We start from the raw sequence: 25,697 nt of genomic DNA, 5'->3' as shown, positions 1-25,697 counted from the left end.
CAAAGGAGGAAGCTACATGGTAAACATACAAGAAAATAAAAATTTAGCTGGTAAAGTAGCTGTCATAACAGGAGGAAGTGGAGTACTTTGCAGCGCCATGGCAAAGGAACTTGCTAGACATGGCGTGTCTGTGGCCATTTTAAATAGAACAGTCGAAAAAGGTGAAAAGGTAGCCGAAGAAATTAACCTTATGGGCGGGAAAGCGATTGCGATTAAATGTGATGTTCTGAATAAAGAGAGTGTTGAACAAGCCGAGAAAATTGTAACAGAGGAATTAGGCAATTGTACAATATTGATAAATGGAGCTGGTGGTAACCACTCCAGTGCAAATACAACCAATGAAATATTTCAAACAGAAGACCTTACTAATCCTAAGGTAAATACTTTTTTTCATTTAAGTACAGATAGTGTACAAAATGTATTTGATTTAAATTTTATGGGGACTTTTATTCCTACACAAATTTTCACTAAAAATATGGTTCATCGAAAGGGAGCAGTTGTCATCAACATGTCATCTATGAGTGCCCCTTCTCCAATGACCAAAGTGCCTGCTTATAGCGCGGCAAAAGCAGCAATTGAAAATTTCACCAAATGGTTAGCTGTTCATATGGCCGAGGCAGGAATTAGAGTAAATGCCATAGCACCGGGCTTCTTTTTAACCTCACAAAATAAAAACCTTCTCCTAACTGAAGAAGGAGATTATACAGAGAGGTCTCATAAGATTATTTCGAACACACCAATGAGAAGGTTTGGTACGCCAGAAGATCTTCTTGGTACCCTATTATGGCTTGTTGATGATCATATGTCAGCATTTGTTACCGGCGTGACCATTCCTGTTGATGGAGGTTTTATGGCGTATTCAGGTGTTTAATATTTTTATTTTTTTCCTTGTCATACATCTTTATTTTATATGTTTTTTTAAATTTATAAGTAGGCTTGGAAAGGAGAAATAAGAATGCAGACTGAGAACAGGAAACTAACACTCAAAAATTATATTGGTTATGGAACAATGGATTTATTTGGAGGGGGAGCATTCGCTATCATAGGCGCATGGATGTTATATTTTTTTATTACATACTGTGGTCTTACCCCTGTTGAAGCAGGATCTATTATTGCAATTGCTCGTATTATTGATGCGATAGCAAGCCCAATTATGGGCCATATCACTGACAATTTTGGTCGTACAAAACTTGGGAAAAAATTTGGACGACGCAGGTTCTTTTTACTAATTGGAAGCCCTTTGATGGTTATTTATTCTCTTCTTTGGATTTCTGATATGAATTACTGGTACTATTTAACGGTTTATATTTTGTTAGAATTCCTTGCAGCAATGGTATTAATTCCATTTGAAACACTTGGAGCTGAAATGACGAATGATTTTAATGCACGGACCAAGCTCTCAACAATAAGATTAATCTACTCAGGACTAGGAACATTTTTAGCTACCTTTATTCCAGGCAGATTATTCGAAATATTCGGAAAAGATTCACCTCAAGTTTTTCTTTACAATGGAATTATCTTCACCTTTATTTTTATGGCTGCATTATTAATTACACATAGAACAACATGGGAACGTAAAATAGAAGAAGACATGATAGAACCTGATGGTGTAGAAAAAGTACCTGCTATAGAATCCATAAAAAAAGTCATCATTGACTTAACATCTACTTTTAGAATTAGAAGTTTCCGTCAGCACCTCACGATGTATATTTGTTCGTTTACTGCCATGGATATTTTAAACGCTGTCTTTGTCTACTTTGTTGTGTTTTCTTTAAATAAAGATGCAGTGCTCGCAGCCGATTTATTATCTATTGGTTCATTACTTCAAATGGTATGTACCATATTGTTTGGTTGGCTCGTGATTAAAATAGGTCCTGCGCCATCTTTGAAAATATCTTATACTGCTATTATTACATGTATCAGTGGTTATATATTTTTATACTTCACACAACCAACTTATATGATTATAGCGCTGTATGCTTTCTCTGTTATTTTAGGCATCGGAAAGAGTGGATTATATTATATACCATGGAATATTTACACTTTCATTCCTGATGTAGATGAAATGGTCACTCGTAAAAGAAGAGAAGGAATATTTGCAGGTATTATGACTTTTACACGCAAGAGTACTACAGCTTTAGCCACATTCTTGGTAGGAGTTATTTTACAGGAAAGTGGATTCGTTGCAAGTGCGACGACACAGTCTACGACAGCAATAAATGGGATTGTAGGTATTCTGTTTTTCGGAACTGTAGGGCTAGTCGGGATTAGTTTAGTTATTTCATTTAAATTTAAATTATCTAAGAAAACTCATTCCATTATGATTAATGAAATTAATAGGTTAAAGAATAATGGTTCAATGGAACAGGCTGATGATGAAACAAGAAGTGTTTTGAAAGCGCTAACAGTATGGGATTACGAGAAGCTTTGGGGTAATAATAACGTAGGATATCAGAATAAGCTCCAAAATTTTGAACAACAAGATTTTAAACAGCAGGATATGAACTAACTTTTGTTGTTAGTTGAGAACTACAGCTCAGTTAAATAGTACTTCTATTGATATGAGAAGTTCCAGAATCACTTCAAAAAAAAACACCTTCAGATTGATATCAGAGGTGTTTTTAAATTTCTTAAATTTAGTGTTTTTTGATTTTAAAACCGAATCTCATCATCTCCATGGATTTGCAGCTTCAGCGGCTCACTTTGTGCCTGATGCTTTTTCACATAGCGATGGTAGACAACATATCCAATGATCATGAGCGGTACGCCGACATATAGCCCGATGCGCTGCTCTTGATCAAAGGCAAGGCTGACCAACACGATGGTATTCAGTGTAATCGCAATGATTGGCAGCACCGGATAAAGAGGCGTTTTAAATTTTAAGTTTTCCAGTTTTCCGCCTGCTTTCAAATATTTTCTACGGAAAAGAAGCTGTGATAATGTAATCGTGATCCAGCCTGTCTGGGCACTCATTCCGGCAATGGACACGATCCAGGCAAATACCGTTTTCTCTGCAAAAAAACCGGATAACAGCGAAATCCCTGTAAACAGGAAAGTGAGCAGTAAGGCATTCATCGGTATGCCGCGCTGATTGACGCGTCTAAATGCTTTTCCTGCCATTCCTTCCTTCGATAAGGAATACAGCATTCTCGTCGATGCATACAAGCCAGAGTTCGCAACAGATAATAAAGCAATAATAATGACAAAGTTCATGATGTCTGCCGCAAAAGGAATGCCCGTTCTCTCAAACACAGTAACAAATGGACTTTGCAGCACACTGGCTTCCTTCCAAGGCACCATACCGGCTAAGACGAAAATAGATAAGACGAAAAAGACAAGTGTACGCCATACGGTTTGATGAATCGAACGAGGAACGGTTTTCTCGGGGTTTTCACTTTCTCCTGCCGCAATACCGATCAGCTCTGTTCCCTGAAACGAAAAATTCACCGTAATCATCGTGACCACAACGGCAAGCAGGCCATTTGGAAACAGCCCATCATTCACAAAATGGCTGAAGTAAGGGGCGGGTTCACCGCTCGTTGTATCAATAAACCCAAACATCGCCGCTCCGCCTACGCCAATAAAGAGTAAAATTGCAATAATTTTAATGGTAGAAAAGAAAAATTCCGACTCCCCGAACGCTTTTGCTGACCGGGCATTTAATAAGAAAAGACAGAGTCCGAATATGAGACACCAAATCCACACATCTACTTGCGGCAGCCAGCGCCTCATCAGCTGTCCTGCTGATAAGAACTCAAGGGCGACCGTTGCCGCCCAGCCGAGCCAATAAATCCAGCCGACAGCAAAACCCGCTGCCGGGCTGACAAATTTCGTCGCATACGTATGAAACGACCCCGACACAGGAAGTGCAACCGACAGCTCCCCAAGACACAGCATGGTTAAATACATGATCAATCCGCCCACAATATATGAAAGAACGGCTCCGACTGGCCCTGCTTGTCCAATCGTATAGCCCGTTCCTAAGAAAAAGCCTGTCCCAATGACACCGCCAAGTGAAATCATAAATAAATGGCGGGAGGTCATCGCCCTTTTCAATTGTTCAGGCTGATTTTGTCCAACATCCACAATGATGCCCTCCTTCTTCTAAGATGCTCTGTTATTAAAACATGTCTCCATGTGATTCATTCCATTTTCAAAACAACCTACTAATTATACATCTTTTATAATAAATATGCTTCCTTCTATGGTCACTGTCTCAAAGTCTTTATTTTAGTAATGTTCGCACAAATAAACTGAATGACTTTTTAGGTTTGAAAGAAATGGGTTGCGGGCATAAAGTTGGTGAGATTCGCTCAAGCTAGTTTCAAATGCTTTACTTTTAGGTTGCTTCTCTGTAAGATCATATGTTGTAAATACCAACAAGAAAAGTGGGGAATAAAATGAAAAAAATGTTCTTTGCCATTATTTTAGGCGCTTGTGTTGCATTGATCACGGCATGTGGATCTGGTGCAAGCGACAACGCGAATAAACAATCTGGGTCTAAGGAATCAGGAGACCTTTGGAAATCCATTCAGGATAAAGGTGTATTAACCATCGGAACTGAGGGTACTTATGCTCCTTTCACTTTCCATGACAAAAAGACAGATAAATTAACTGGCTACGATGTAGAAGTCATCACTGAAGTAGCAAAACGCCTTGACTTAAAACCTGAATTCAAAGAAACACAATGGGACAGTATGTTTGCTGGACTGAATGCAAAACGTTTTGACGTGGTAGCGAACCAAGTTGGGAAAACTGGCCGTGAAAATCAATACGATTTCTCTGATAAATACACGACATCTCAAGCTATTGTTGTGACAAAATCAGATAACAATGACATCAAGAAACTATCTGATGTTAAAGGCAAAAAAGCAGCACAATCGTTAACAAGTAACTACAACAAACTAGCAACAGATGCTGGTGCTAAGATCGAAGGCGTCGAAGGTCTTGCACAATCCATTCAATTGATTCAGCAAGGACGTGCTGATCTGACGTTCAATGACAAATTGGCTGTATTGAATTACTTGAAAACAAGCGGTAACAAAAACCTAAAAGTTGCATTTGAAACAGGAGATCCTCAAGAAACTTATTTCGCATTCAGAAAAGGCAGCGGCGAAGTCGTTGACAAAGTGAATGGCGCATTAAAAGAAATGAAAAAAGACGGTACACTCGCTAAGATTTCTAAGAAATGGTTTGGTGAAGATGTTACAAAATAACATCCTAGGAGTCGTCATTCCTTGGGATCTTCTTCAGCAATCTTTTTGGCCAATGGTGATGCAGGGGATTTATTATACAATTCCCCTCGCCATCATTGCCTTTATTATTGGTATTTTTATCGCGCTTGTGACAGCTCTTGCTAGAATGTCTAAAATTAAAGCCCTCAGATGGATTTTCTCCATCTATGTGTCGGCCGTTCGCGGAACGCCGCTTTTTGTGCAATTGTTTATTATTTTCTATTTCTTTCCGACATTTAATATCACACTGGATCCATATCCAAGTGCCATTATTGCTTTTTCTTTAAACGTAGGTGCGTATGCGTCGGAAATTATCCGTGCATCCGTCCTGTCTGTTCCAAAAGGACAATGGGAAGCAGGTTATTCCATTGGGATGACACATCGCAAAACGCTCGTCCGCGTCATTTTACCGCAGGCTGTGCGTGTATCAATTCCACCGCTGTCTAATTCATTCATTAGCTTAGTGAAGGATACATCCCTTGCCTCCCAAATTCTCGTGGCAGAGATGTTCCGTAAATCACAGGAAATTGCTGCGGCGAACTTGGATCAGATCTTGTTTATTTATATGGAAGCAGCCCTCATCTATTGGGTATTCTGCTTCATTCTATCGCTCGTTCAGCATCAAATTGAAAAACGACTTGATCGATATGTCGCAAGGTAAGGAGGGAACGACATGCTAACAGTCAAAGGCTTAAAGAAATCCTTTGGTGAAAATGAGATTTTAAAGTCGATTGATTTTTCGATCAACAAAGGGCAGGTTGTGGCCATTCTCGGTCCATCTGGATCTGGGAAAACAACGATGCTTCGCTGTTTAAATGCACTTGAAATACCAAATGGCGGCTCCTTTACCTTCGATGATTTCTCGATTGATTTTTCGAAAAAAAATAAATCAGCTGATCTGCTGAAGCTACGCCGGAAATCAGGAATGGTGTTTCAGGATTATCACCTGTTTCCTCACCGTACAGTGCTTGAAAATGTCATGGAAGGTCCTGTCCAGGTGCAGCGCCGTCCAAAGGAAATGGTTCGAAAAGAAGCCATTCAGCTCTTGCAAAAGGTCGGTCTTGAGGATAAAAAAGACCTGTATCCATTTCAGCTCTCAGGCGGTCAAAAGCAGCGTGTCGGGATTGCCCGTGCACTTGCCATTCAGCCAGAGCTTATGCTTTTTGATGAACCAACCTCTGCACTTGATCCTGAGCTTGTCGGGGAAGTTTTAAAGGTCATGAAGGATCTAGCGAAGGAAGGCTGGACCATGGCGGTTGTCACACATGAAATCAAGTTTGCCCAAGAAGTAGCAGACGAAGTGATTTTTATTGATGGCGGCGTCATCGTCGAACAAGGTCCTCCGGAAGAAATCTTCAAACGACCAAAGGAAGAACGAACAAAACAATTCTTAAACCGGATTTTGAATCCAGTATGATGAAAAAAGGCTGTTCTCACGTGGTGAGGACAGCCTTTTTTTATATCTCTTTTTGCAGGCGAAGCGCCAGTAAATCTTGCAGGAGCAGCCTTGCTCCCTCTGGACTGATGACCACACCGCCGGATAGCACCTTATTGGAACACGTCACTTGCCCTGTTACGATACAAGGTTTGTCCTGCCAATACGGCTTCATCACTATTTGATCTTCTTCTCGATAAATCTCCATAAAATCTTGCGGATGAATGTTCAACCGTTTTCTCATCTCTGTCGGAAGAACAATTCTCCCAAATTTATCTATATATTTAACATAATCGTTATTTAACAAATTGCCCCCTCCTGCATCACTAGATATGATATAGACAATTCCCTCTATATGAAGGGATTAAGCGATCAAATCGGTTAATCTGCAGGCTGTTCCAGTGACTAAATACGCTTCCCATATATGATATATCTGTTTGGTGCAGGACCAATATAGGAAAAAGGGTAACATGTGGTGAGGATAAGTTCTTCCTTTTCCTGTTGTAACGTAATAATTGTTTGATCATCTTTCTTCACTATCTTTGTTTTCTCGATTTCATAGACAAAACGTCCATATGAAAGCTCGATAATCAATTGATCTCCCTTCACAAGTTCTCCTGTTCGTCTAAACACCGTATCACGGTGCCCTGATAAAACGATTTGTCCGTGCTCGTTTGGAAAATAACTCTCGTGAAAGTGACCAACGCCTTTTGCTAAATCATCTGCATCTGTTCCTTCTACAATCGGTAACTCAGCTTTTAGCTTTGGGATGTGCAAAAGCCCAATCGCTTCACCAGTCTGCGGCGCAAAAGGGGAATCTGTTTTCCCCTTTTGCTGAATGGCTGCTTGTGCAGACTGAAATGACTGATCTACTTCTTTTTGCCCATCAACGATATTCAAATATCCTACAATCGCAAGACAAAGCCCTGCTATGATCAATATCGCTGAGATGAATTTTTGAAACATGACCGGTTATCCGTTTCTTTTTCTTCTGTTCCAGACGATAAGAGCTGCACCTATTAATACGAGTGCAAAACCTGCTAGTAAAAGGTTGTACATCGCAGTTGCAGTATTCGGAAGATGATGACCAGGTGTCTCCGTTTCTGAACTAGAAGGCGTATCTGAATTAGTAGGCGTATCTGGATTTGCTGGCACCTCTGGCTTATGCGGTGGTTCTACAGTTGTTGAGTTTTCAGGGTTGTCTGGATCGTCTACATTCTCACCACTTACGACTGCGATATTTTGAATGGTTTTCCCTTCAGATCCTTTGGCAACCTTCGCCTCAAATGTGACTGTATGCCAGTCCGTATCTTTGATATCGCCAAATTGACCGGTTACTGTGCCTTTTGTGTAGTCTCCATTGTCATCATCTTTTGCATCTGTGGCCGCTTGTCCATCTACTTTTAACGAACCTTCGACATATTGAAGACCTTCTGGCAGTTTATCTGCGATGACTAGATCTTTGATGACACTGTCTTCTACACTATTTTTTGTTTTGATGGTGTAAAGGAGCGTGTCGCCTGCCTGTGCTTGTTTTTCATCTGTATTGCCTTTTGCTTTTTGAGAGATCTCAGATGTTTTTTCTGATTCAAGCTTTGGATCTCTTGGATCAATTTCTGTTTCGGTTGATGGCTCTTCTGGCGGCGTGTTTTCGCCTGTTACTTTTGCTGTGTTTTGAATACTTTTACCTGATTGGCCTTTTGCGACTTTCGCTTCAAAGGTCACTGTATGCCAGTCCGTATCTTTGATATCGCCAAATTGACCGGTTACTGTGCCTTTTGTATAGTCTCCGTTATCGTCATCTTTTGCATCTGTTGCGGCTTGTCCATCTACTTTTAGTGAACCTTCTACATATTCAAGACCTTCTGGCAGTTTATCTGCGATGACTAGATCTTTGATGACACTATCTTCTACACTATTTTTTGTTTTGATGGTGTAAAGGAGCGTGTCGCCTGTCTGTACTTGTTTTTCATCTGTATTGCCTTCTGCTTTTTGAGAGATTTCAGATGTTTTTTCTGATTCAAGCTTTGGATCTCTTGGATCAATTTTTGTTTCTGTTGATGGCTCTTCTGGCGGCGTGTTTTCGCCTGTTACTTTCGCTGTGTTTTGAATGCTTTTACCTGATTGGCCTTTTGCAACTTTCGCTTCAAAGGTCACTGTATGCCAGTCTGTATCTTTGATATCGCCAAATTGACCGGTTACTGTGCCTTTTGTGTAGTCTCCGTTATCGTCATCTTTTGCATCTGTTGCGGCTTGTCCATCTACTTTTAGTGAACCTTCGACATATTGAAGACCTTCTGGCAATTCATCAGAAATCACGAGATTGTTGACGATGCTGTCTTCTTCAAGATTCTTTGTTTTGATCGTATAAAGAAGGGTATCGCCTACCTGTGGTGTCTTTTTATCTGTGTTGCCCTCTGCCTTTTTCTGAATGCCCGCTGATTTTTCTGATGTTAGTTTTGGGTCACGAGGGTAAATTTTTGTTTCTGTTGATGGCTCTTCTGGCGGTGTGTTTTCGCCTGTGACGCTAGCTGTGTTTTGAATGTCTTGACCAGCCTGTCCCTTTTCAACTGTTACTTCAAACGTCACGTTGTGCCAGTCCGTATCCTTCACATCACCAAAAGATCCTGTAACCTTTCCATCTGTGTAGTCTCCGCTATCATCGTCTTTTACGTCCGTGACGGATTCTCCATCAATTTGCAGGGATCCAGTGACATACTTCAGTCCTTTTGGTAATTGATCTGAAATGACTAAATCTTTAATCAAACTGTCTTCTATCGTATTCTTTGTTTTAATCGTATAAAGAAGGGTATCGCCTACTTCTGGATGTTTCTCATCTTTGTTACCTTCTGCTTTTTTCTGCAAGACCGCTGATTTTTCTGATTCAAGCTTTGGATCTCGCGGATAGATTTCTGTTTTTGTTGTCGGTTTCTCTGGTGGTGTGTTGCCCCCTGTGACACTCGCTGTATTTTGAATGTCTTTGCCTGATTGTCCTTTTTCAACCGTCACTTCAAACGTCACCGTATGCCAATCTGTATCCTTAATGTCGCCAAATTGTCCTGAAATGGCTCCGTTTGTAAAGTCTCCGTTATCGTCATCCTTTGCGTCTGTGACTGTATCTCCATCCACCTGTAGTGAATTCGGTACATACGCCAATCCTTCCGGCAGTTCATCTGAGATCACTAAGTTTTCAACGAGACTGTCTTCTTTCGTATTCTTTGTTTTAATTGTATAAAGAAGAGTGTCACCAACCTCTGGATGCTTCTCATCTGTGTTACCTTCTGCTTTTTTCTGTAAGACGGCTGATTTTTCTGACGTTAGCTTCGGGTCACGAGGATAGATTTCTGTTTTTGTTGTCGGTTTCTCTGGTGGTGTGTTACCGCCTGTGACACTCGCTGTATTTTGAATGTCTTTGCCTGCCTGACCTTTGTTAACCGTCACTTCGAACGTCACTGTATGCCACTTCGCATCTTTCACTTCACCGAACGTTCCAGTAACAGTTCCATCTGTTATATCGCCGTTGTCATCATCTTTTGTATCCGTGACTGGATTTCCATCTACCTGAAGTGAATTTGGTACATATGATAATCCTTGAGGTAAATTATCAGAAATGACAAGTTCTTCAATGAAGCTATCTTCAACAGCATTACGGGCTTGGATGGTATAAAGCAATGTGTCGCCTACTTCTGGATGCTTCTCATCTGTGTTGCCCTCTGCTTTTTTCTGCAAGACCGCCGATTTTTCTGATTCAAGCTTTGGATCTCGAGGATAGATTTCTATATCTGTTGTTGGATTGCCTGGTGGTGTGTTCTCCCCTTTTACATTGGCAGTATTTTTAATATCCTTGCCTGCCTGACCTTTTCCTACTGTCGCTTCAAATGTCACAGTGTGCCAATCGGTATCTTTCACGTCACCTACTTGTCCTGCAACAGTGCCGTTTGTATAATCACCTTTGTCTTGATCTTTTGCATCTGTTACACTGGCACCATCTACCTTAAGTGAGCCTGCAACATAGCTTAAACTGCTTGGAAGCTGATCTGAAATGATTAGATTTTTAAGAATGCCGTATTGTACTGTATTTTTGGCTCTAATTGTATAAAGAAGGGTATCGCCTACTTCTGGATGCTTCTCATCCGTGTTGCCCTCTGCTTTTTTCTGTAAGACAACTGATTTTTCTGATTCAAGCTCTGGCGGATATGGATCAAATTCTGGTTTTACACGTGAAGCTAGGTCGTAAGATAATGTATCACCTACAGTGCCCATATATGTTGTACTTAATGTTTTCGCATCAAGTGTAAAAAGAGTGGAATGACCAATGGATTCATTTAATCCTGACTGTAATAGCATTTGTCCATTTGGCAAAAAGCTAATTCCCCGAACGCCTCCGTCAATCGTTTTACCATCCGCATTTTTAATTGGAATGACACGAATGACCTCTGCTGTATCAGGGTTCATTTGTGCAATGGCACCACTGCCATTGGATGCGAACCAAAGATAACCGTCCTTATCAACGACAAGGTCTCCGCCAACGCCAGACCCAATCTCATAGCCTACGATTTTTTTGGCCGTTTTTTTACCCGTAACTAAATCGTACGTTCCAAGGAAATACTCACCATTAGAAGCATAAGAATATATATATTTATCTTGATACACAACGGCATTAGTAGCACCTTCAGGTAATTTGGTTACGATCTCTGCCTGCCCTGAGGTCGCATTTATTTTATATAGACTAGGGCTACCGATATTATCTGCAGTTGCATATACAACATTTTCTCGATCACTTACAGCAACACCATTCACTGCACCTACATCGATTCCTTTCACCTGTACACTAGCTTTTACGTTTGTTGGGTTATTTCCATCAAGCTGCTGAAGAACCAGCGGTCTACTCCCAAACATATAGGAATCCGTATTGTTCACAACAACCGTCCCCGCGGCTTTCGTCACTACCGGTGAAACTGTTAATAAATTTCCAGCAATCAGCATTAATATAAGAAATAATTGACTCGTTCTTTTCAATATATTCATTTTTTGACCTCCCCTTTTTCTTGCTTTATATCGTAATGGTATGTACCAGTTCACCTCCCACACTTTGGTAAAGAATATCAGTAACATTTCAAAAGTAACAACATGACTAAATGACTAATTTCGACAAAAATAGACCTTTAGTAACAGGTGCCTCTCAACGTTTGATTTGCATATGTTTTTTCCAATAAAATGATCTTTTTTTATCGTAAACCTCCGTATTTTCCAACAGGTCTAATGACACAGTTTACATACAATCTCTTCTATCTAAAGATAATTATTCTTTAATTGGTTTAGATTATTTTTTTGTCAAAATATATTGAATTTTTTTCTTTTTCTTTTAAAAGGAGGGAATTAATGGCTTGGTTTGGTAAAAAAAACAATTCGAAAGTCTTGCTGTTTGTTTTGATGTTTTGACCTTTACAAATCAAAAAAATTCTTTTTGGAGTAAGCGATTACAATTGAGCAAAGCCATTTAAAGGGGTGTGAGAGTATGTTACGATGGAAATCGAGTGTTTAAGAAAGAAGGGAATGCTTTTGAAGCGGGAACATCTTTTACGTTGGTTTTTTTATTTTGTTGGATTGATCGTACTAGCTTTTGGACTATCGCTGACAGTGAAAGGGAAGATCCTTGGGATTGGTCCCTGGGACGCTTTCCACTACGGACTGTTTCAGCATTTTGGACTCACAATTGGACAATGGTCCATTATCATTGGTGCACTTATTGTGACACTGACTTCTATTTTCACGAAATCATTTCCAAAGATCGGCGCTTTACTGAATATGGTGCTGATTGGTGTGTTTATTGATTTCTTTAATGCGATATTACCTGCACCACATGGGTATTTACCGGCTTTATATGTATTTATTACGGGTGTTGTAGTTTCTGGATACGGTGTTGGCATTTATGTCTCAGCCAATCTTGGCGCTGGGCCAAGGGATTCATTAATGCTGCTCATCTCAGCGAAAACGGGACTGAACGTACAGTGGGTTCGAAATGGCATTGAGTTAACAGTGCTTTTATTTGCATGGATGCTCGGCGGACCGATTGGCATTGGAACGATTTTGACTGCGATCTTCACAGGTCTTGTCCTTCGTTTTTCCTTGCCGCAATCGACACGACTCCTGCAGCTGCTCATTACAAAAACAGCAGAAAAACCTGTTCAAACCCTTACTAGATGAGAACAAGCCATTCTATAATCAGAATGGCTTTTCTTGTGTTAAAATAAAAAAACAGAATATTCACACATAGGAGTTGGAGATCTCATGCAGCTTTTCCACTATCATTACTGGACACCATTTGTTGAAGAGACAGAACAAGCGTATCGTTCGCTGGGCTTTGAGGTAAAAGGACGTTTCACAAAGGATGGTTCCTTTCATCCCCCGCTCACATGGGATGATTTTAGATATAAGCAGCCGACTTTTCGAATCATCGAAATGAGAAAAGGTCAGATCAATATCACATTCGGATATAGTAAAAAAGTCTTGTTTGATCACATCGGCTTTCTTGTCTCAAACGAAGAATATGATCAGCTGCTTGCACAAGCTAAGGAATTAAACTGGCCTGTCCAAGAAGGGGAACGGAGAACGTTTCTTTCGACACCTCTTCGTTTAAGGCTTGAATTACAGCGGCGTACAGATGTCATTGAAACTGGAAACGATGCGCTGCATGCTATGACAATTGCTATTCCTGATTTGTCACAGACACCTAAAGTGGATCAGCTGCTATCACCTTTGAATCAGCCCATTCACTGGCAAAAAGGAGAACGCCTTTCCCTGCTTGATGTGGTCATGACGGATATTGATAAAATGGAGACAATTGATCCGAATGGTGTACACATTATGAAACAGACATAAAAGCAGCGAGGCTCGCTGTCCTTTTTACATTAATGGACCCTTTTGCACGTCACTCTCCAATGGTACAATGAATGTAAAAAATTAGAGGTTCGTTATGAAGATATTTGCTATCCAATTACAACACTTAGATGAAATCAATGCACAACAACAAATAGAGCGTTTGAAGTCCTTTGTGTCATCTGAAAAGCGTGCTGCGGCTGATCGCTTTCGTTTTTTGATCGATGCCAGAAGAACCTTGTTAGGTGAGGTGCTGGTTCGTCAAACGATCCATGATATGTACGATCTGCCTATGGATCAGATCGTTTTTGAAACTGAGGGCAATGGCAAGCCTGTTGTCCGGCAGCTTCCTTCTTTTCATTTTAATCTTTCTCATTCTGGCGATTGGGTCGTTTGCGCAGTAGATGATGCACCTGTTGGCATTGATATTGAGGAAATCAAACCTATTGATCTGGCGATTGCCAAGCGATTTTTTTCAGCGGATGAGTATCAGGATTTACTCTCACAGCCGGCAGAGCGGCAGGAAGCCTATTTCTTTCATCTATGGTCAATGAAGGAGGCCTTTATCAAGCTGACTGGAAAAGGATTATCCTACGGTCTTTCGTCCTTTACAGCCCGTCTTTCAGAGGATGGACAGGCTACGTTGACATTACCTGATCATGAAACGCCTTGCTTTGTTCAAACATATTCAATTGATCCTGCCTACCAAATGGCGGTATGCACACGAAAGTCTGCTGCGGCTGATAGCGTTGAGAGACTCACTTGCAGTGATGTACTGTCCCGCCTTTAATAACGCGTGATTTGCTGAAATACCGTCTTTAATAGATCGACTCCGCGTGTGATCTGCTCTTCTTTCACCTGCCAGATGTTTAGCTGAAAAATCGGGTCCTTTTGATAGGCCTTCAGGTAATGGCGGTCAATTGGCTGAATGGAAACAGATGCCTTTTTCAGCTGCTGAATGAGCTGGTTCATGGGAATCGACCGGTCGACACGTACATGTGTATGGGTAGCCGGCTCCTGTTCTCCCAGCTGATAAGCGCCCTGATCATTTTTTAAACTTGCTACGAGCTGCTTAGAGCGATTTCGATAGCTCGCCCGCATTCTGTCTCTATGCCGCTCAAACATCCCGCTTTTTAAATATATTTCTAAAGCTGCCTGGGACAGCATAGAGCTGTCGATATCAATGAGCCGTTTGTGTTCGCTAAAAGGTCTAATCAGTTCTTCAGGTAAGACGACCGCTCCTGTTCGCAGCCCTGGAAAGATGATTTTCGAAAAGCTTTTCAAATAAATAACCTTTCCTGCCTGATCGTATGAATAAATCGGGTCTCTTTTTGTATCAAATTCTAAATCTGCTATATAATCATCCTCAACAATGTAGACATCATATTTCTCAGCAAGGGCTGCTATCGCTCTTTTTTCTTGCTTTGATAAACTCGTTCCAAGCGGGTTTTGAAATCGTGGCATCGTATAGAAAAAACGAATCTCCTCTTCTCGAAAGATACGCTCTAATTCGATCAGATCGATCCCTTTTTCCGTCCGCTGAATTCCGAGCACAGGCAATTGGTTTTTCTCTAAATATTGGAGATATAAGTGATAACCCGGCTGTTCTACAAGTATAGTTTGTTTTTCATTCGGAAAAGGGATGGTGCTTAAAATGGATAACGCGAGCTGAATACCAGAGGTCATGACGATCTGTTCTGGTTGAGCAAACACTTGATAATCCATTAATCGCTTTGAAATGACTGGCAGCAGAGATGGTAAACCGTTGGCTGTGCCGTAAATAAATAAGTCGTTTTGATACAAATCGATCGCTTGATTGATGCAGTGCTGAAAATCGACATACGGAAACACCACGGGATCAGGTGCAGAGGAAGCAAAATCAATCCATGTGCCATCCTGCTTACCAACTGATTGCTTCGTTTTCACGACATAATAGCCGCTTCTTTCTACAGAATACAGCAGATGTTCACGCTCCAATGTGTCTAGCGCTTTGATGACAGTGCTTTTACTCACTGCATATTGAGCCGCTAAGTGGCGAATGGAGGGAATTTTCATTCCAGCGCTGTACTCCCCTGAATCCATTTTTTCTTTTAAACTCAAGACAAGCTGATCATATTTCCTCACGCCTTTTCCTCCTTGTACCGGTACAGATATTATGTTCTCTTATTGTACACGTTAGATGTTCCGATTACGATAGAAGAACAGAACCGGTCAATTCATTTGAAGCATGCATGCTCATGTAAGGAGTCACGTTATGAATATTTCAAAACAAAAAGCGTATGCTGCTGCGATCGCATATGCCTCTATCATTGGTTTTTCCTTTTTATTTGTCAAAATAGCATTAGAATCAGCAAACCCAATCGATTTATTGGCACACCGCTTTACTGTTTCTTTTGCAGCCGCTCTATTGCTGTATCCATTTTTACGAAAGAAGAATCGCATATCCATTCAATGGCGTGATCTCATTTATATCGTACCGTTTTCCTTGCTTTATCCTGTTTTGTTCTTTGCTTTTCAAGTGTGGGGATTGATGTATACATCTTCTTCAGAGGCTGGCATCATTCAAGCGACGATTCCCATTTTGACGATGCTGCTGGCAGCCTGGTTTTTAAAGGAACGTGCGACATGGATACAAGTGCTGTTTACCCTTCTTTCTGTGTGCGGTGTGATGCTTCTCTTTGTCATGAAGGGAATTGATGTCCAGCATTCTCACTTCATCGGCTATGTGCTGATTTTACTTTCAGCCTTGTCATCCAGTGCATATAGTGTGTTTGCTAGAGTGATTACAAAACGATTCCATGTGATCGAACTCACCTTTGTGATGACCTTCTTTGGCTTTGTCTTTTTCAATGCCGCTGCGCTTATCCGGCATTCGATCAATGGCTCATTGCCGGAGTTTTTCAGTCCATTTACAGATGCATCCTTTGTATGGTCTATGCTCTTTTTAGGTATTCTTTCATCGCTTCTCACGGCGTATTTATCAAACTATGCACTCTCGCACCTAGAAGCGGCAAAGGTCAGCATCTTTAATAATTTATCCGCGTTTATCACAGTCGCCGCCGGGGTTCTCATTTTACACGAAACGATTGATTGGTATCATTTCCTCGGAGGGGTGCTGGTCATTGGCGGGGTGATTGGCGGGAATGTGGTAAAGAAACCGAATTCATAAGAAAAAGCGGCCTCTTTAAAGAGAGCCGCTTTCTTTTTTAATGTCTGATCAATTGCTGCTTGGCTGCAAGTTCAATCACATGTCTCATCTGCTCTGCAAATGGCTCGGGATGTGTGTTGATGTACATGTGGCCTCCATCGAAATCGGTGCGTTCGATGGTTTTTGCCCATTTTAGCCAGCCGCTTGCATCCTTCATGCATTTCTCATCTTGCTTTCCATTGAATAAATAAACAGGTGTGTCGATGATCGATTGATCTGTGTGCTGAAAGGTTTCTAGTGCCCTGTAGTCTGCACGCAAGGATGGTGTAAAGTAATCCATCATTGGTTTGTTTTCTAGTAATTCCTTTGGAATCCCGCCCATTTCGGCAATATGCTGTACAAATGCGTCATTGGATAAATGCGTCAGCATCTGCCGTTTTGTTTGCGGGGGCTGAATGGCTGAGATCACCACTGCTGCGGGATAAATCCCTTCCTTTTCTAGCAGCTGGGTTAGTCTGTATACTACAAGTCCGCCCATTGAATGTCCGAACAGAATAAATGGACGGTTCAATTTGTTCGTGAGCCCTTCTTTATACAACTCTGCCAGCTTGTCAATGCTTGATTCAAGCGGCATGAGATTGGTGCCGTGCCCTGGAGGCTCTGCCGCTGTGACTTCGGCCTTGTCTTTTAGCTGTTCAAAGAGCGGACGGTATGAGGCGGAATATCCGCCGGCAAAAGGAAAACAAATAAGCTGAATGAGATCTGATTTTTTTTCAAAGGTTTTAAATAACTGATTCATACGTCTTTACCCCTTTATAATCGTTTGAAGAATCCGTGCCAGTTCATCTGCCTGCGGTCTTTTCATCATGGTGACATGGTCTCCTTTGATGTGGTAATACGAGCACGATCCTTTCGTATAAGCCTCCCAGTCTGCGAACTTCTTCTGGAAATCGCTTGCGTGATCACTGCTTTGGACAATATAAAATGGCACAGGGAATGGTTCTTTTTCTAATTCAATGGCTTGTGACATGATCGTATTATGCGTTTGCATTTGCAAATATTTATCTAAATATTGATCATTCATGAATTGATGAACAACTTTATCCTTTTCTGCCTCTTTGAGTATTTTCTGCTTCACTTCCTGGAAGCTCAATCCTTGTAAAGCTTCTGGGTGAATGCCGACCAGATTCCCCATTCCAAGGACAAGTGCGAGCATTTTCACTTCTTCTTCGTTCATATCGGCATGAAGTGCCTGATCTGCCTCATCTCTTAGCACTGGCACCGTATCTAAAATGATGAGTCCTTTCGGTGCTTTTCCTGCATGAGAGAGCCGCTGATTCATTCCGTAGGCAAGATGCCCGCCCATTGAATGCCCTGCAAGATAGTCAATGCCCGGACGGTAGAACGTTTCAATAGCTTCAATAAAAAGGGTCACAAGCTCCGTGTAATGGAGAAATTGCGGCTCTTCATCCTCATATAGGCCAGGAGACTGCAAGGCGTACACAGCACCTTGATGTGTCATGAGCTTAGCAACATCAATATAGCCCATCACCGTTCCACCAGCAGGCGGTGCAAAGAATATTCTTGGTTCGGCTGGATCACCTTTTTTCAGCTCGATCACATAGTCCTTCGGAGACCTTTCGACGTTCTCAGCGGCTTCTGGTACTGCGTCCAAATGTGCGGCTAATTGCGCAGGCGCAGGGTGCATAAAAATCCATTTTGGATCAACACGAACACCTTTTTCTTTTAATTTGGCGACAGCCTGAATACTCATAATGGAATCGCCGCCCAGATCAAAGAAGGAGTCATGCATACCAACTTGCTTCACACCAAGCACTTCCTTGAAAGCTGCGACAATCCGCTCCTCCGTTTCGGTGACCGGTTTGTCGTCATCTTGGGAAAGGGAGATTGTTTCTGTTGGCTCTGGCAGTGCTTTTTGATCAACCTTCCCGTTCGTTGTCACCGGCATTTCATCCAGTACGACAAAGTAACTTGGAATCATATAGCCTGGCAGGCTTTCCTGCAAAAAGGCTTTCCAGCCCGGAACAGGATTGTCTCCGTTTGTCACAAGGTAGGCTGCCAACCGTTTTGAGCTGCCATACGTTTTGGCGATGACTGTACATTCTTTGACTTGTGGATGCTTGAGCAGTGCTGTCTCAATTTCTCCGCATTCAATTCGGTAGCCTCTAATTTTCACTAGATGATCTTTTCGGCCGAGGTATTCAATGGTGCCATCTGACCGCCATGTACCAAGGTCGCCTGAACGATACAGCTTGTCTCCCTTTAGTTCAGGGAAAGGATTGTCAATAAACCGCTCCTTTGTCCGTTCTGGATCATGAAGATAGCCTTTAGCAAGGCCAGTTCCACCGATATAAATTTCTCCTTTGACTCCTGCTGGTACTGGGTTGAGCGCATCGTCTAGTATGACAACAGTTGAGTTCGACACCGGCACACCAATTGGAACTGATTTTGCACCTGCTGGCACGTGTGTGACTTGATGTGTTGTGGCTAAGGTCGTGTTTTCTGTTGGACCATAAGCATTGACGAGCACACCTTCCATATGCGGCAGTGCCTTTCGTGCATGCTCACTAGACATGGCTTCCCCGCCAACGAGTAATGTGCGGTAGCCTGACACGCTTTTTGGATCATGCTCCACCAATCGATTAAATAAAGCGGTTGGCAGACAGTTGGCTGTTACTTGATGCGTTTTGATGAACTGTGTTAATTCGTCCATATTCAGTGCTGCATATTTTGGGAGCAGAATCAGCTGACCGCCATTCAGCAGCATTCCCCATAATTCAAATGTAAAGGCATCAAAAGCATAGTTTGAGAGCTGAAGCATTTTGTCATCTGGACCGAGCTTTATATAATTTGTTTCTCTAACCAAGCGGACAACTCCTGCATGAGGAAGCATCACGCCTTTTGGTGTACCTGTTGAGCCTGATGTGTAATTAACATAGGCTATCTGGTCTTCACCTATGATCGATGATTCTCTTTGATACACTGCATTTGTTTCTGGTATTGGCTTGTCCATGACAATCTTTGTACATGTAAAGTCCACTAGACGGTCTGCAAAATGAGACTGGGTGATGATCACATCGCTTTGCGTATCACGAACGATGAGACGGATGCGTGCATCAGGATATTCAGGTGACATCGGAACATATGCAGCACCAGATTTGATGATTCCTAGTACCGACACAATCATGTCAAAGGAGCGATCAAAAAGCATCGGGACAAGGGAGCCTGGTCCAATTCCTTTTGACTGCAAGTAAGTAGCAAGCTTTGTCGCCTTCTTATCTAAGGCTTCATACGTCATATGCTCATCCATATAGGACAAGGCAATACGATGCGGATCACGCTTCACCTGCTCTTCAAACAATTCTTGAAGCGTACGCTTTGGATAAGGCGTTTCCGTTTGATTTTTCCCTATAATCATCGCCGCCTGTTCCGCTTTGTCCATTAAGCAATAATCAGCAAATGTACGCTCAGGCTGAGCCGTCATGCCGTCTAGCACATGGAGATAATAGTTCATATAACGATGGATGGTCTCTTGATCAAATAAATCCGTATTGTATTCCACATGAATCGACAGCTGCTCTTCCTGTTCAAATACATGCAGGGTGAGATCAAATTTAGATACTGTATGATGGACCACCACATGTTCACTTGTCAGCCCTTTTAGGTTTACATCAAGCGAATTGGTGACATACCCCATGGCCGCCTGAAAAATAGGTGACCGGCTTAAATCTCGATCTAACGAAAGGTCATCGACAAGCTTATCAAATGGATAATGCTGATGTTCAAACGCTTTCAATGTCATCTCTTTCACGTTTTCCAAGAGATCGGCGAACGTCTCTGCTGTTGAGACTTCCTGTCTCAGCGCAAGTGTATTCACAAACATCCCAACGAGCTGCTCTGATTGCTTGGCATCCCGGCCTGCAATAGGCGATCCAACAATGATATCTGTCTGTCCGGACAGCTTGTGAAGCAGGACGTAGTACGCAGACAGCATCGTCATGAACAGTGTCGTGCCCTGCTGCTTAGACAAAGCCTGCAAGCGGCGGATAAGCGGTTCATCCAATACGATTTGCTCTGTAGCACCGTTAAATGTTTGAACCGGCGGACGAGGGCGGTCAAACGGCAGATCCAGCACTGGAAGTTCACCTTGTAACGTATTGAGCCAATAGGTTTTGTCTGCTTGATGATGCTTTAATTGTTCATTTTCCCAATGTACATAATCTGTCCATTCGATTTCTAAGGCTGGGAGCTGCGGCGTTTCATCTGCAAGCAGTGCGTCATATGCCACTTCTAATTCCTGAATGAGCAGGCTGAGTGACCATGCATCTGAAATGATGTGATGCTGCGCGCAAAGAAGATAATACTCCTCCTTGCCCATATCTACTATTGTCCACTGCGCAAGAGGTCCTCTTTCTAAATCATAGACGCGTTCTGCCTCTTGCTGAATGAGCTGCTTCAGTCTTCTCGCTCTTGTTTTTTCATTAAATAACGAGAAATTTGCCACAGTCACAGATGGCGGAAGGTCTTCTCGAATGAGTTGGACCGGCTTGCCGCCAAGTGATTCGAATGTTGCCCGAAGTGCTTCATGCCGCTTTGTTAAAAGGCCAATCGCTTTTGTTAATGCTTGAATGTGTAATGATCCTGTCAGCTTCCAAGCACCTAATATATTGTAATGATGGCTCTTTTCTAATGTGGATAAGAACCAAATGCGCTTCTGGGCATGTGACAGCTCATAGCTTGTTTTCTTTTCAAGCTTTGGAATTTTGGCTTCCTGAACGGCTGGCGCCCCTTTGATGTCATCAATCATTTGCGCCAGATGTGCCAAATGTGTGCTTTCAAATAATATTTTTAAAGGCGCCTTCATTGAAAATTCATGATTGATCCGAGAAATGGTTTGAGTCGCTTTTAGTGAATGTCCGCCAAGGTCGAAGAATTGATCCTCTTTGTACACGCGATCTACATCTAAAATATCCTCCCAGATGGCGGCAAGAACCTGCTCTGTCTTCGTTTCTGGCAATTGCTTTTCAAGGCTTAGTACGTTTTTGTCATGATTCAATTTGAGAGCTTCATGATCAATAGAGCCATCTTGTTTTTTCGGTATTTCCTGTACTTGCTGAATGTCCCATTTGCCTTCTGCGACGCTCTTGATCTCTTCAACATGCACTTCTTTGCCAGGCTGAACAGTGTAAAAAAGCTTTTTTTCAAAAACCGGTATTGGAGCTGGCTGAAGGTACCCGGCGATGTCTGGGTTTGCTCCGTCCAGTCCGATAAATAGATGCGCTTCATTCAGCCGAACACCTAGACATAATGAATGGAGACCTTGCTTCTTTCCAATCAATTGAAATCCCTTGCGAACGGTGAGAGCTGCTCCTGTATGCCCCTTAGACAAACCGAGATTATCCCACATACTGAAGTTCAAAGAAATCGCTCGTCTTCCTTGTTGAAAGTTGAGAGCGTGGGCGAGTCCATCTAAAAAGCTGTTGGCCGCAGAGTATGCCCCAAATGTCGTGCCGCCAAAAAAGCCATTGACCGATCCAAAAAAGACAAGCGGTATTGTCGGATCATACTTAAAGGCTTCCTGCAGCACCCATGCCCCGTCTGCTTTCCCTGACATTTCTTTTGTGAAATCCTCTTCTGACGTATGAGCCAGTGTATACTTGTCCGCCTGCTGAAAATGCTCAGACACATTGCCAGCACCGGCCAAATGCAGCACACCTCGGATCGATTGTCCAAAATGCTTTTCTGCTTCATAATTCGCCTGTTCGACGTCAAATAAGTTGGTCACATCCGCTTGGACATAAATGACGTCACCAAAACCTTTTAACTGTGAGAAGGCTTCTTTCTTTTCCAAGCTGCCTTCCAGAGATGTCCGTCCAATCAAGACGAGCTTTAAGCCAAATTGGAGCATCTGCTTAGACAGCTCAAACCCAATCCCGCCAAGTCCTCCAGTCAATAAATAAAGACCTTCATATTCTAAAAACCCTTCTGTTTGAGGTGCTTCCATCATATTAACTTTTTCCAGCTTTGGTACGAACCTGTCCCCATTTCGGTAAGACACTTCTGCTTTTATATGGATAGCAGACAATTCATCCGCAATATGCTTGGCATCCTGTTCTACATTCTCCGCTTCAATATCAAGATGAGACACCTCTGCTCCTTCCCATTCTTGCGGAATGGTTTTTAATAGACCTACAAGCGGCGTTTTCTCCACATGAAGATCGTCTTCAGGCTGCACAAATTGTCCACCTTTTGTCACAACGACAAAACGGATGGGCTCTTTATTTGCTTGTCTCAATGCTTGATACAAGTACAAAATGGATTGATTGGTGCTGGCATGCAGCTCTTTGAAATGCGCAGGATCAACGATGTCTTCTTTGTCTGACACATTCCACAGATGGAGCATGCGCCCGGTCTTTAGTTCATCTGCTTCAAGTGCTGCAATGAGCCTGACGTAATCTCCCTTGATTCTCGGGTTTATCTGATACATCCCTTTAGACAGACGCAAAAATTCATGCCCTTTTCTCACAGAAATATATGGCTGATTCTTTTGCTCAAATTGGACGTAAAGCGATTGATAAAGTCCTTTTTCATCCTCGAAAACGAGGACATGGTCAGCAAAAGACTGAGTTGGACCGATATTCTCCTTAGCCCAAATGCGTTTAAAAAACCAATCTGGGAGTGTTTGTTCATTTTCAGAAGCAAGATCCAGTGCCTGTTCAATGTCACGGAAGGCTCCATCTTTTAGTGCTGCGCCTAACTGGGCACGCTGGATTTTCCCACTCTCCGTTTTCGGAAATTGATCTTTTTTCACCGGAATGATGTGATCAGGCTCTATGCCGATTTTTCGAATGATGGCCTCTCTAACCTGTTGAATCATCGTGATTTGTTCCTCTATTGAATCCCTTTGTGACACAAAAAAGACGGCAAGCGTGTCGTTGCTTGATTCGGTATTATAAATGCCGTACGCAGCAGCAAAGGTGACTTCAACCCCGTCCACCTCTTCTACAACCGCTTCAATTTCGTAATTTAAATAGTTTGCGCCGTTGATAACAATGATGTCTTTTTCTCGACCTGTCAGAACGAGACGCCCTTCGTGAATAAAGCCTAAATCCCCCGTGTGAAACCAGCCGTTTTCCGCAAATACTTCTTGATTGGCTTCCTCATTTTGATAGTAGCCCATCATAATTGTTGGACTCTTCACCTGCAAGCGCCCAACCTGATCTTCTGGCAGCACCTCGTGATGCTCATCTACAATTCGAATCCATACAGACGGAATCGGTGTGCCGACTTCTGTAAACGTCATCTTGTTCGGATGATCGTGCGTCACATATTCGATCTCACTTGTTAATGAATTTTGAACAATCGTCAGCTGGCCATCCTGTTCACCGTTCCGCATAAATTTCTTTGACTGAACAATGGCTGAGGATGTTTCTGACATGCCGTAAGCAGGTACCATCGCATGACGGCTTAATCCGTGCTGACCCATGATGTGCATGAAGCGCTGTGTGACTTTCGGGACAACTGCTTCGGCTGCATTCATGATATAAGTCAGAGTAGACAGGTCCCAGCTCCCTTTACGAATGTCCTCCTCATATTCATTCATCATGGCAAAAGCAAAGTTTGGCGCCCATGTTCTTGTCACACCGTATGTTTCTACCCAATCGAGCCACACCATCGGCCGCTCGATAAATTGATCGATGGATGGACTAATCTGCTGGCAGCCAAGGTAGACGTCATGTACATGAAACATGACAATTCCACCAACATGATCAAGTGGCATCCAGTTAAGCGACACATCCTCATGTGTAAAGCCGTTTACCTGCTCAAAAGCAATAATTCTAGATAAAATGCTTTGATGATGATGACGGATACACTTTGGTACACCCGTACTTCCTGAAGACAGCAGCTGCAGCACAGGCTCATCCGGCTCAGGCTCATAATGCTGTTCATCTGGTTCATACGCCAGCAATGCTTCAATTGTTAAGATAGGCATGGTCTTTGCTTCAAATGTCTCACGCAGCCCAGCAATGTCCTCAGCACTTGCTTCATTCGTAATAATGAAAGGTTCATTTTGCAGCTGAAACACGCCCTTCAGCTTATTCACACCTTGATTCATTTCATCATAAACAGGCGGCACGGAGACCGGGGTCGGAATGATTCCTCCGAGAATACAGCCCCAGAACACCGTGATAAAATCTTGATGATCTTTCAATTGAAGTAACACTTGATCACCGTTTGTCAGTCCTGCTGCCCTTAAACCGGACAGAACCCGTTCAGCGCTTGTTAGTAATTCAGGATAGGTTTGGGTCAACGTACGCCCGTCTTCTTTCAAATAAGTCACCCCGCGGTCTGGTGACATAAAAGCTGATCGAATCAGCACCTCTGTCAGTGTGACAGGTGTGCCTGGCTTTTTGATCACATCTCCGCCATACACAAGTGCAGGCGGCTTCTCATGTACAGATGATTGTTTTGTCTCGCTCGCTTCATTTTTCGAAAGCGCTCCGTTCCCTTGAGTACGCTGTCGATTAGGAAACAGGTCATCTAAGTGATAGGGCGTTTGTTTTTCTGACTGACTTTCAATGAAAGCGGCCGCTTCCTCTACTCCATCTATAGCTTTGGTGCGCTCTTCTATCTTTCTTAATTCCTCTTGATCTATGATTTCAATCGAAAGCAGTGCCTCTGTGTCGACTGCTCCACTTTTTGTCTTTGGCAAAGAAGGTAATAAGACAAGAGCAGCTGGTACTTCATGAGGGTGAAGTGGACCTTTCATCAGGTCCTCCCTTGTCAGCGAAGGGTCCTTCGCCTGTGCAAATAGCACAAGCGATAGACTGCCTTCTTGATTTTTCTTCGGAATGATGGCACATTCCTTAAGCGGAAAATGAAGCATCATGACTTGCTCTAATGCTTTGAGATCCATCCGTTTTCCGTTGATTCTGACGATATGATTTGCTGCATGTCCTTTTCGTCTACTCACTAACAT

16 protein-coding genes are annotated in these 25,697 nt (G+C 42.4%); 9 read left to right on the top strand and 7 right to left on the bottom strand.

What is annotated here, in order from left to right; genetic code table 11:
• The first annotated feature begins 16 nt into the window (after positions 1–16).
• Both AMR95_RS01090 and AMR95_RS01085 read left to right on the top strand, forming a co-directional pair.
• On the top strand, positions 17–871 hold the full coding sequence (locus AMR95_RS01090; RefSeq protein ID WP_126682201.1) for an SDR family oxidoreductase: 855 nt from the start codon (positions 17–19) through the stop codon (positions 869–871).
• Between the two features lie 84 nt (positions 872–955).
• Positions 956–2,509 (top strand): MFS transporter, encoded by a 1,554-nt coding sequence (locus AMR95_RS01085; protein ID WP_058837315.1) that lies wholly within the window; start codon positions 956–958, stop codon positions 2,507–2,509.
• A 143-nt stretch (positions 2,510–2,652) separates the two neighbouring features.
• Here AMR95_RS01085 and AMR95_RS01080 read toward each other — a convergent pair whose 3' ends face one another.
• Positions 2,653–4,086, bottom strand: coding sequence for an amino acid permease (locus AMR95_RS01080; protein ID WP_039176475.1), 1,434 nt, complete (start codon positions 4,084–4,086; stop codon positions 2,653–2,655).
• A gap of 314 nt (positions 4,087–4,400) precedes the next feature.
• Between AMR95_RS01080 and tcyA the strand changes: the two genes are divergently transcribed.
• Genes tcyA through AMR95_RS01065 form a run of 3 tightly spaced genes read left to right on the top strand, consistent with a single transcriptional unit; the run spans position 4,401 to position 6,651 of the window.
• Positions 4,401–5,216, top strand: coding sequence for a cystine ABC transporter substrate-binding lipoprotein TcyA (tcyA, locus tag AMR95_RS01075; protein ID WP_039176473.1), 816 nt, complete (start codon positions 4,401–4,403; stop codon positions 5,214–5,216).
• A complete protein-coding gene (locus AMR95_RS01070; protein WP_024424286.1) occupies positions 5,203–5,895 on the top strand; it encodes an amino acid ABC transporter permease in 693 nt (230 codons plus the stop codon). Before tcyA ends, AMR95_RS01070 begins: the two co-directional genes overlap by 14 nt.
• A gap of 12 nt (positions 5,896–5,907) precedes the next feature.
• Positions 5,908–6,651 carry an amino acid ABC transporter ATP-binding protein gene (locus AMR95_RS01065; protein WP_041089051.1) on the top strand — a complete coding sequence of 248 codons (744 nt, stop codon included), beginning with the start codon at positions 5,908–5,910 and terminating at the stop codon, positions 6,649–6,651.
• A gap of 40 nt (positions 6,652–6,691) precedes the next feature.
• Here the strand turns inward: AMR95_RS01065 and AMR95_RS01060 are convergent, their stop codons facing one another.
• The 3 genes from AMR95_RS01060 to AMR95_RS01050 form a co-directional block, all read right to left on the bottom strand.
• The gene (locus AMR95_RS01060) at positions 6,692–6,976 is read right to left on the bottom strand and encodes an AbrB/MazE/SpoVT family DNA-binding domain-containing protein (protein ID WP_039176465.1); all 285 of its coding nucleotides are present in this window, start codon (positions 6,974–6,976) and stop codon (positions 6,692–6,694) included.
• A 98-nt stretch (positions 6,977–7,074) separates the two neighbouring features.
• Entirely contained in the window at positions 7,075–7,635 is a 561-nt protein-coding gene (locus tag AMR95_RS01055; protein WP_058837314.1) for a class D sortase, read from the bottom strand.
• 6 nt (positions 7,636–7,641) lie between these two features.
• Positions 7,642–11,697, bottom strand: coding sequence for an isopeptide-forming domain-containing fimbrial protein (locus AMR95_RS01050; RefSeq protein ID WP_058837313.1), 4,056 nt, complete (start codon positions 11,695–11,697; stop codon positions 7,642–7,644).
• 534 nt (positions 11,698–12,231) lie between these two features.
• On the opposite strand from AMR95_RS01050, the gene AMR95_RS01045 reads away from it, so the two are divergent.
• The 3 genes from AMR95_RS01045 to AMR95_RS01035 all read left to right on the top strand — a co-directional run bounded on the left by AMR95_RS01045 (position 12,232) and on the right by AMR95_RS01035 (position 14,338).
• Positions 12,232–12,876, top strand: coding sequence for a YczE/YyaS/YitT family protein (locus AMR95_RS01045; protein WP_041089049.1), 645 nt, complete (start codon positions 12,232–12,234; stop codon positions 12,874–12,876).
• An 84-nt stretch (positions 12,877–12,960) separates the two neighbouring features.
• Positions 12,961–13,551, top strand: coding sequence for a hypothetical protein (locus AMR95_RS01040; protein ID WP_058837312.1), 591 nt, complete (start codon positions 12,961–12,963; stop codon positions 13,549–13,551).
• Between the two features lie 94 nt (positions 13,552–13,645).
• Positions 13,646–14,338, top strand: a complete 693-nt coding sequence (locus AMR95_RS01035) for a 4'-phosphopantetheinyl transferase family protein (RefSeq protein ID WP_058837311.1) — start codon at positions 13,646–13,648, stop codon at positions 14,336–14,338.
• On the opposite strand, the gene AMR95_RS01030 is transcribed toward AMR95_RS01035, so the two are convergent.
• On the bottom strand, positions 14,335–15,672 hold the full coding sequence (locus AMR95_RS01030) for an aminotransferase-like domain-containing protein (RefSeq protein ID WP_058837310.1): 1,338 nt from the start codon (positions 15,670–15,672) through the stop codon (positions 14,335–14,337). The two genes, AMR95_RS01035 and AMR95_RS01030, sit on opposite strands and share 4 nt — an antisense overlap.
• 130 nt (positions 15,673–15,802) lie before the next feature.
• Between AMR95_RS01030 and AMR95_RS01025 the strand changes: the two genes are divergently transcribed.
• A complete protein-coding gene (locus AMR95_RS01025) occupies positions 15,803–16,717 on the top strand; it encodes a DMT family transporter (RefSeq protein WP_058837309.1) in 915 nt (304 codons plus the stop codon).
• A gap of 37 nt (positions 16,718–16,754) precedes the next feature.
• Here the strand turns inward: AMR95_RS01025 and AMR95_RS01020 are convergent, their stop codons facing one another.
• Both AMR95_RS01020 and AMR95_RS01015 read right to left on the bottom strand, forming a co-directional pair.
• Complete coding sequence (locus AMR95_RS01020; protein ID WP_058837308.1) at positions 16,755–17,495, bottom strand: thioesterase II family protein; 741 nt, start codon at positions 17,493–17,495, stop codon at positions 16,755–16,757.
• 6 nt (positions 17,496–17,501) lie between these two features.
• Entirely contained in the window at positions 17,502–25,697 is an 8,196-nt protein-coding gene (locus AMR95_RS01015) for a non-ribosomal peptide synthetase (RefSeq protein ID WP_058837307.1), read from the bottom strand.

It is taken from the genome of Bacillus sp. G1(2015b) (assembly GCF_001482475.1).
GTDB lineage: Bacteria > Bacillota > Bacilli > Bacillales > Bacillaceae > Bacillus > Bacillus safensis.
Note: the sequence above shows the minus strand (reverse complement) of the source record. Positions and strands in the feature narration are given on the sequence as shown.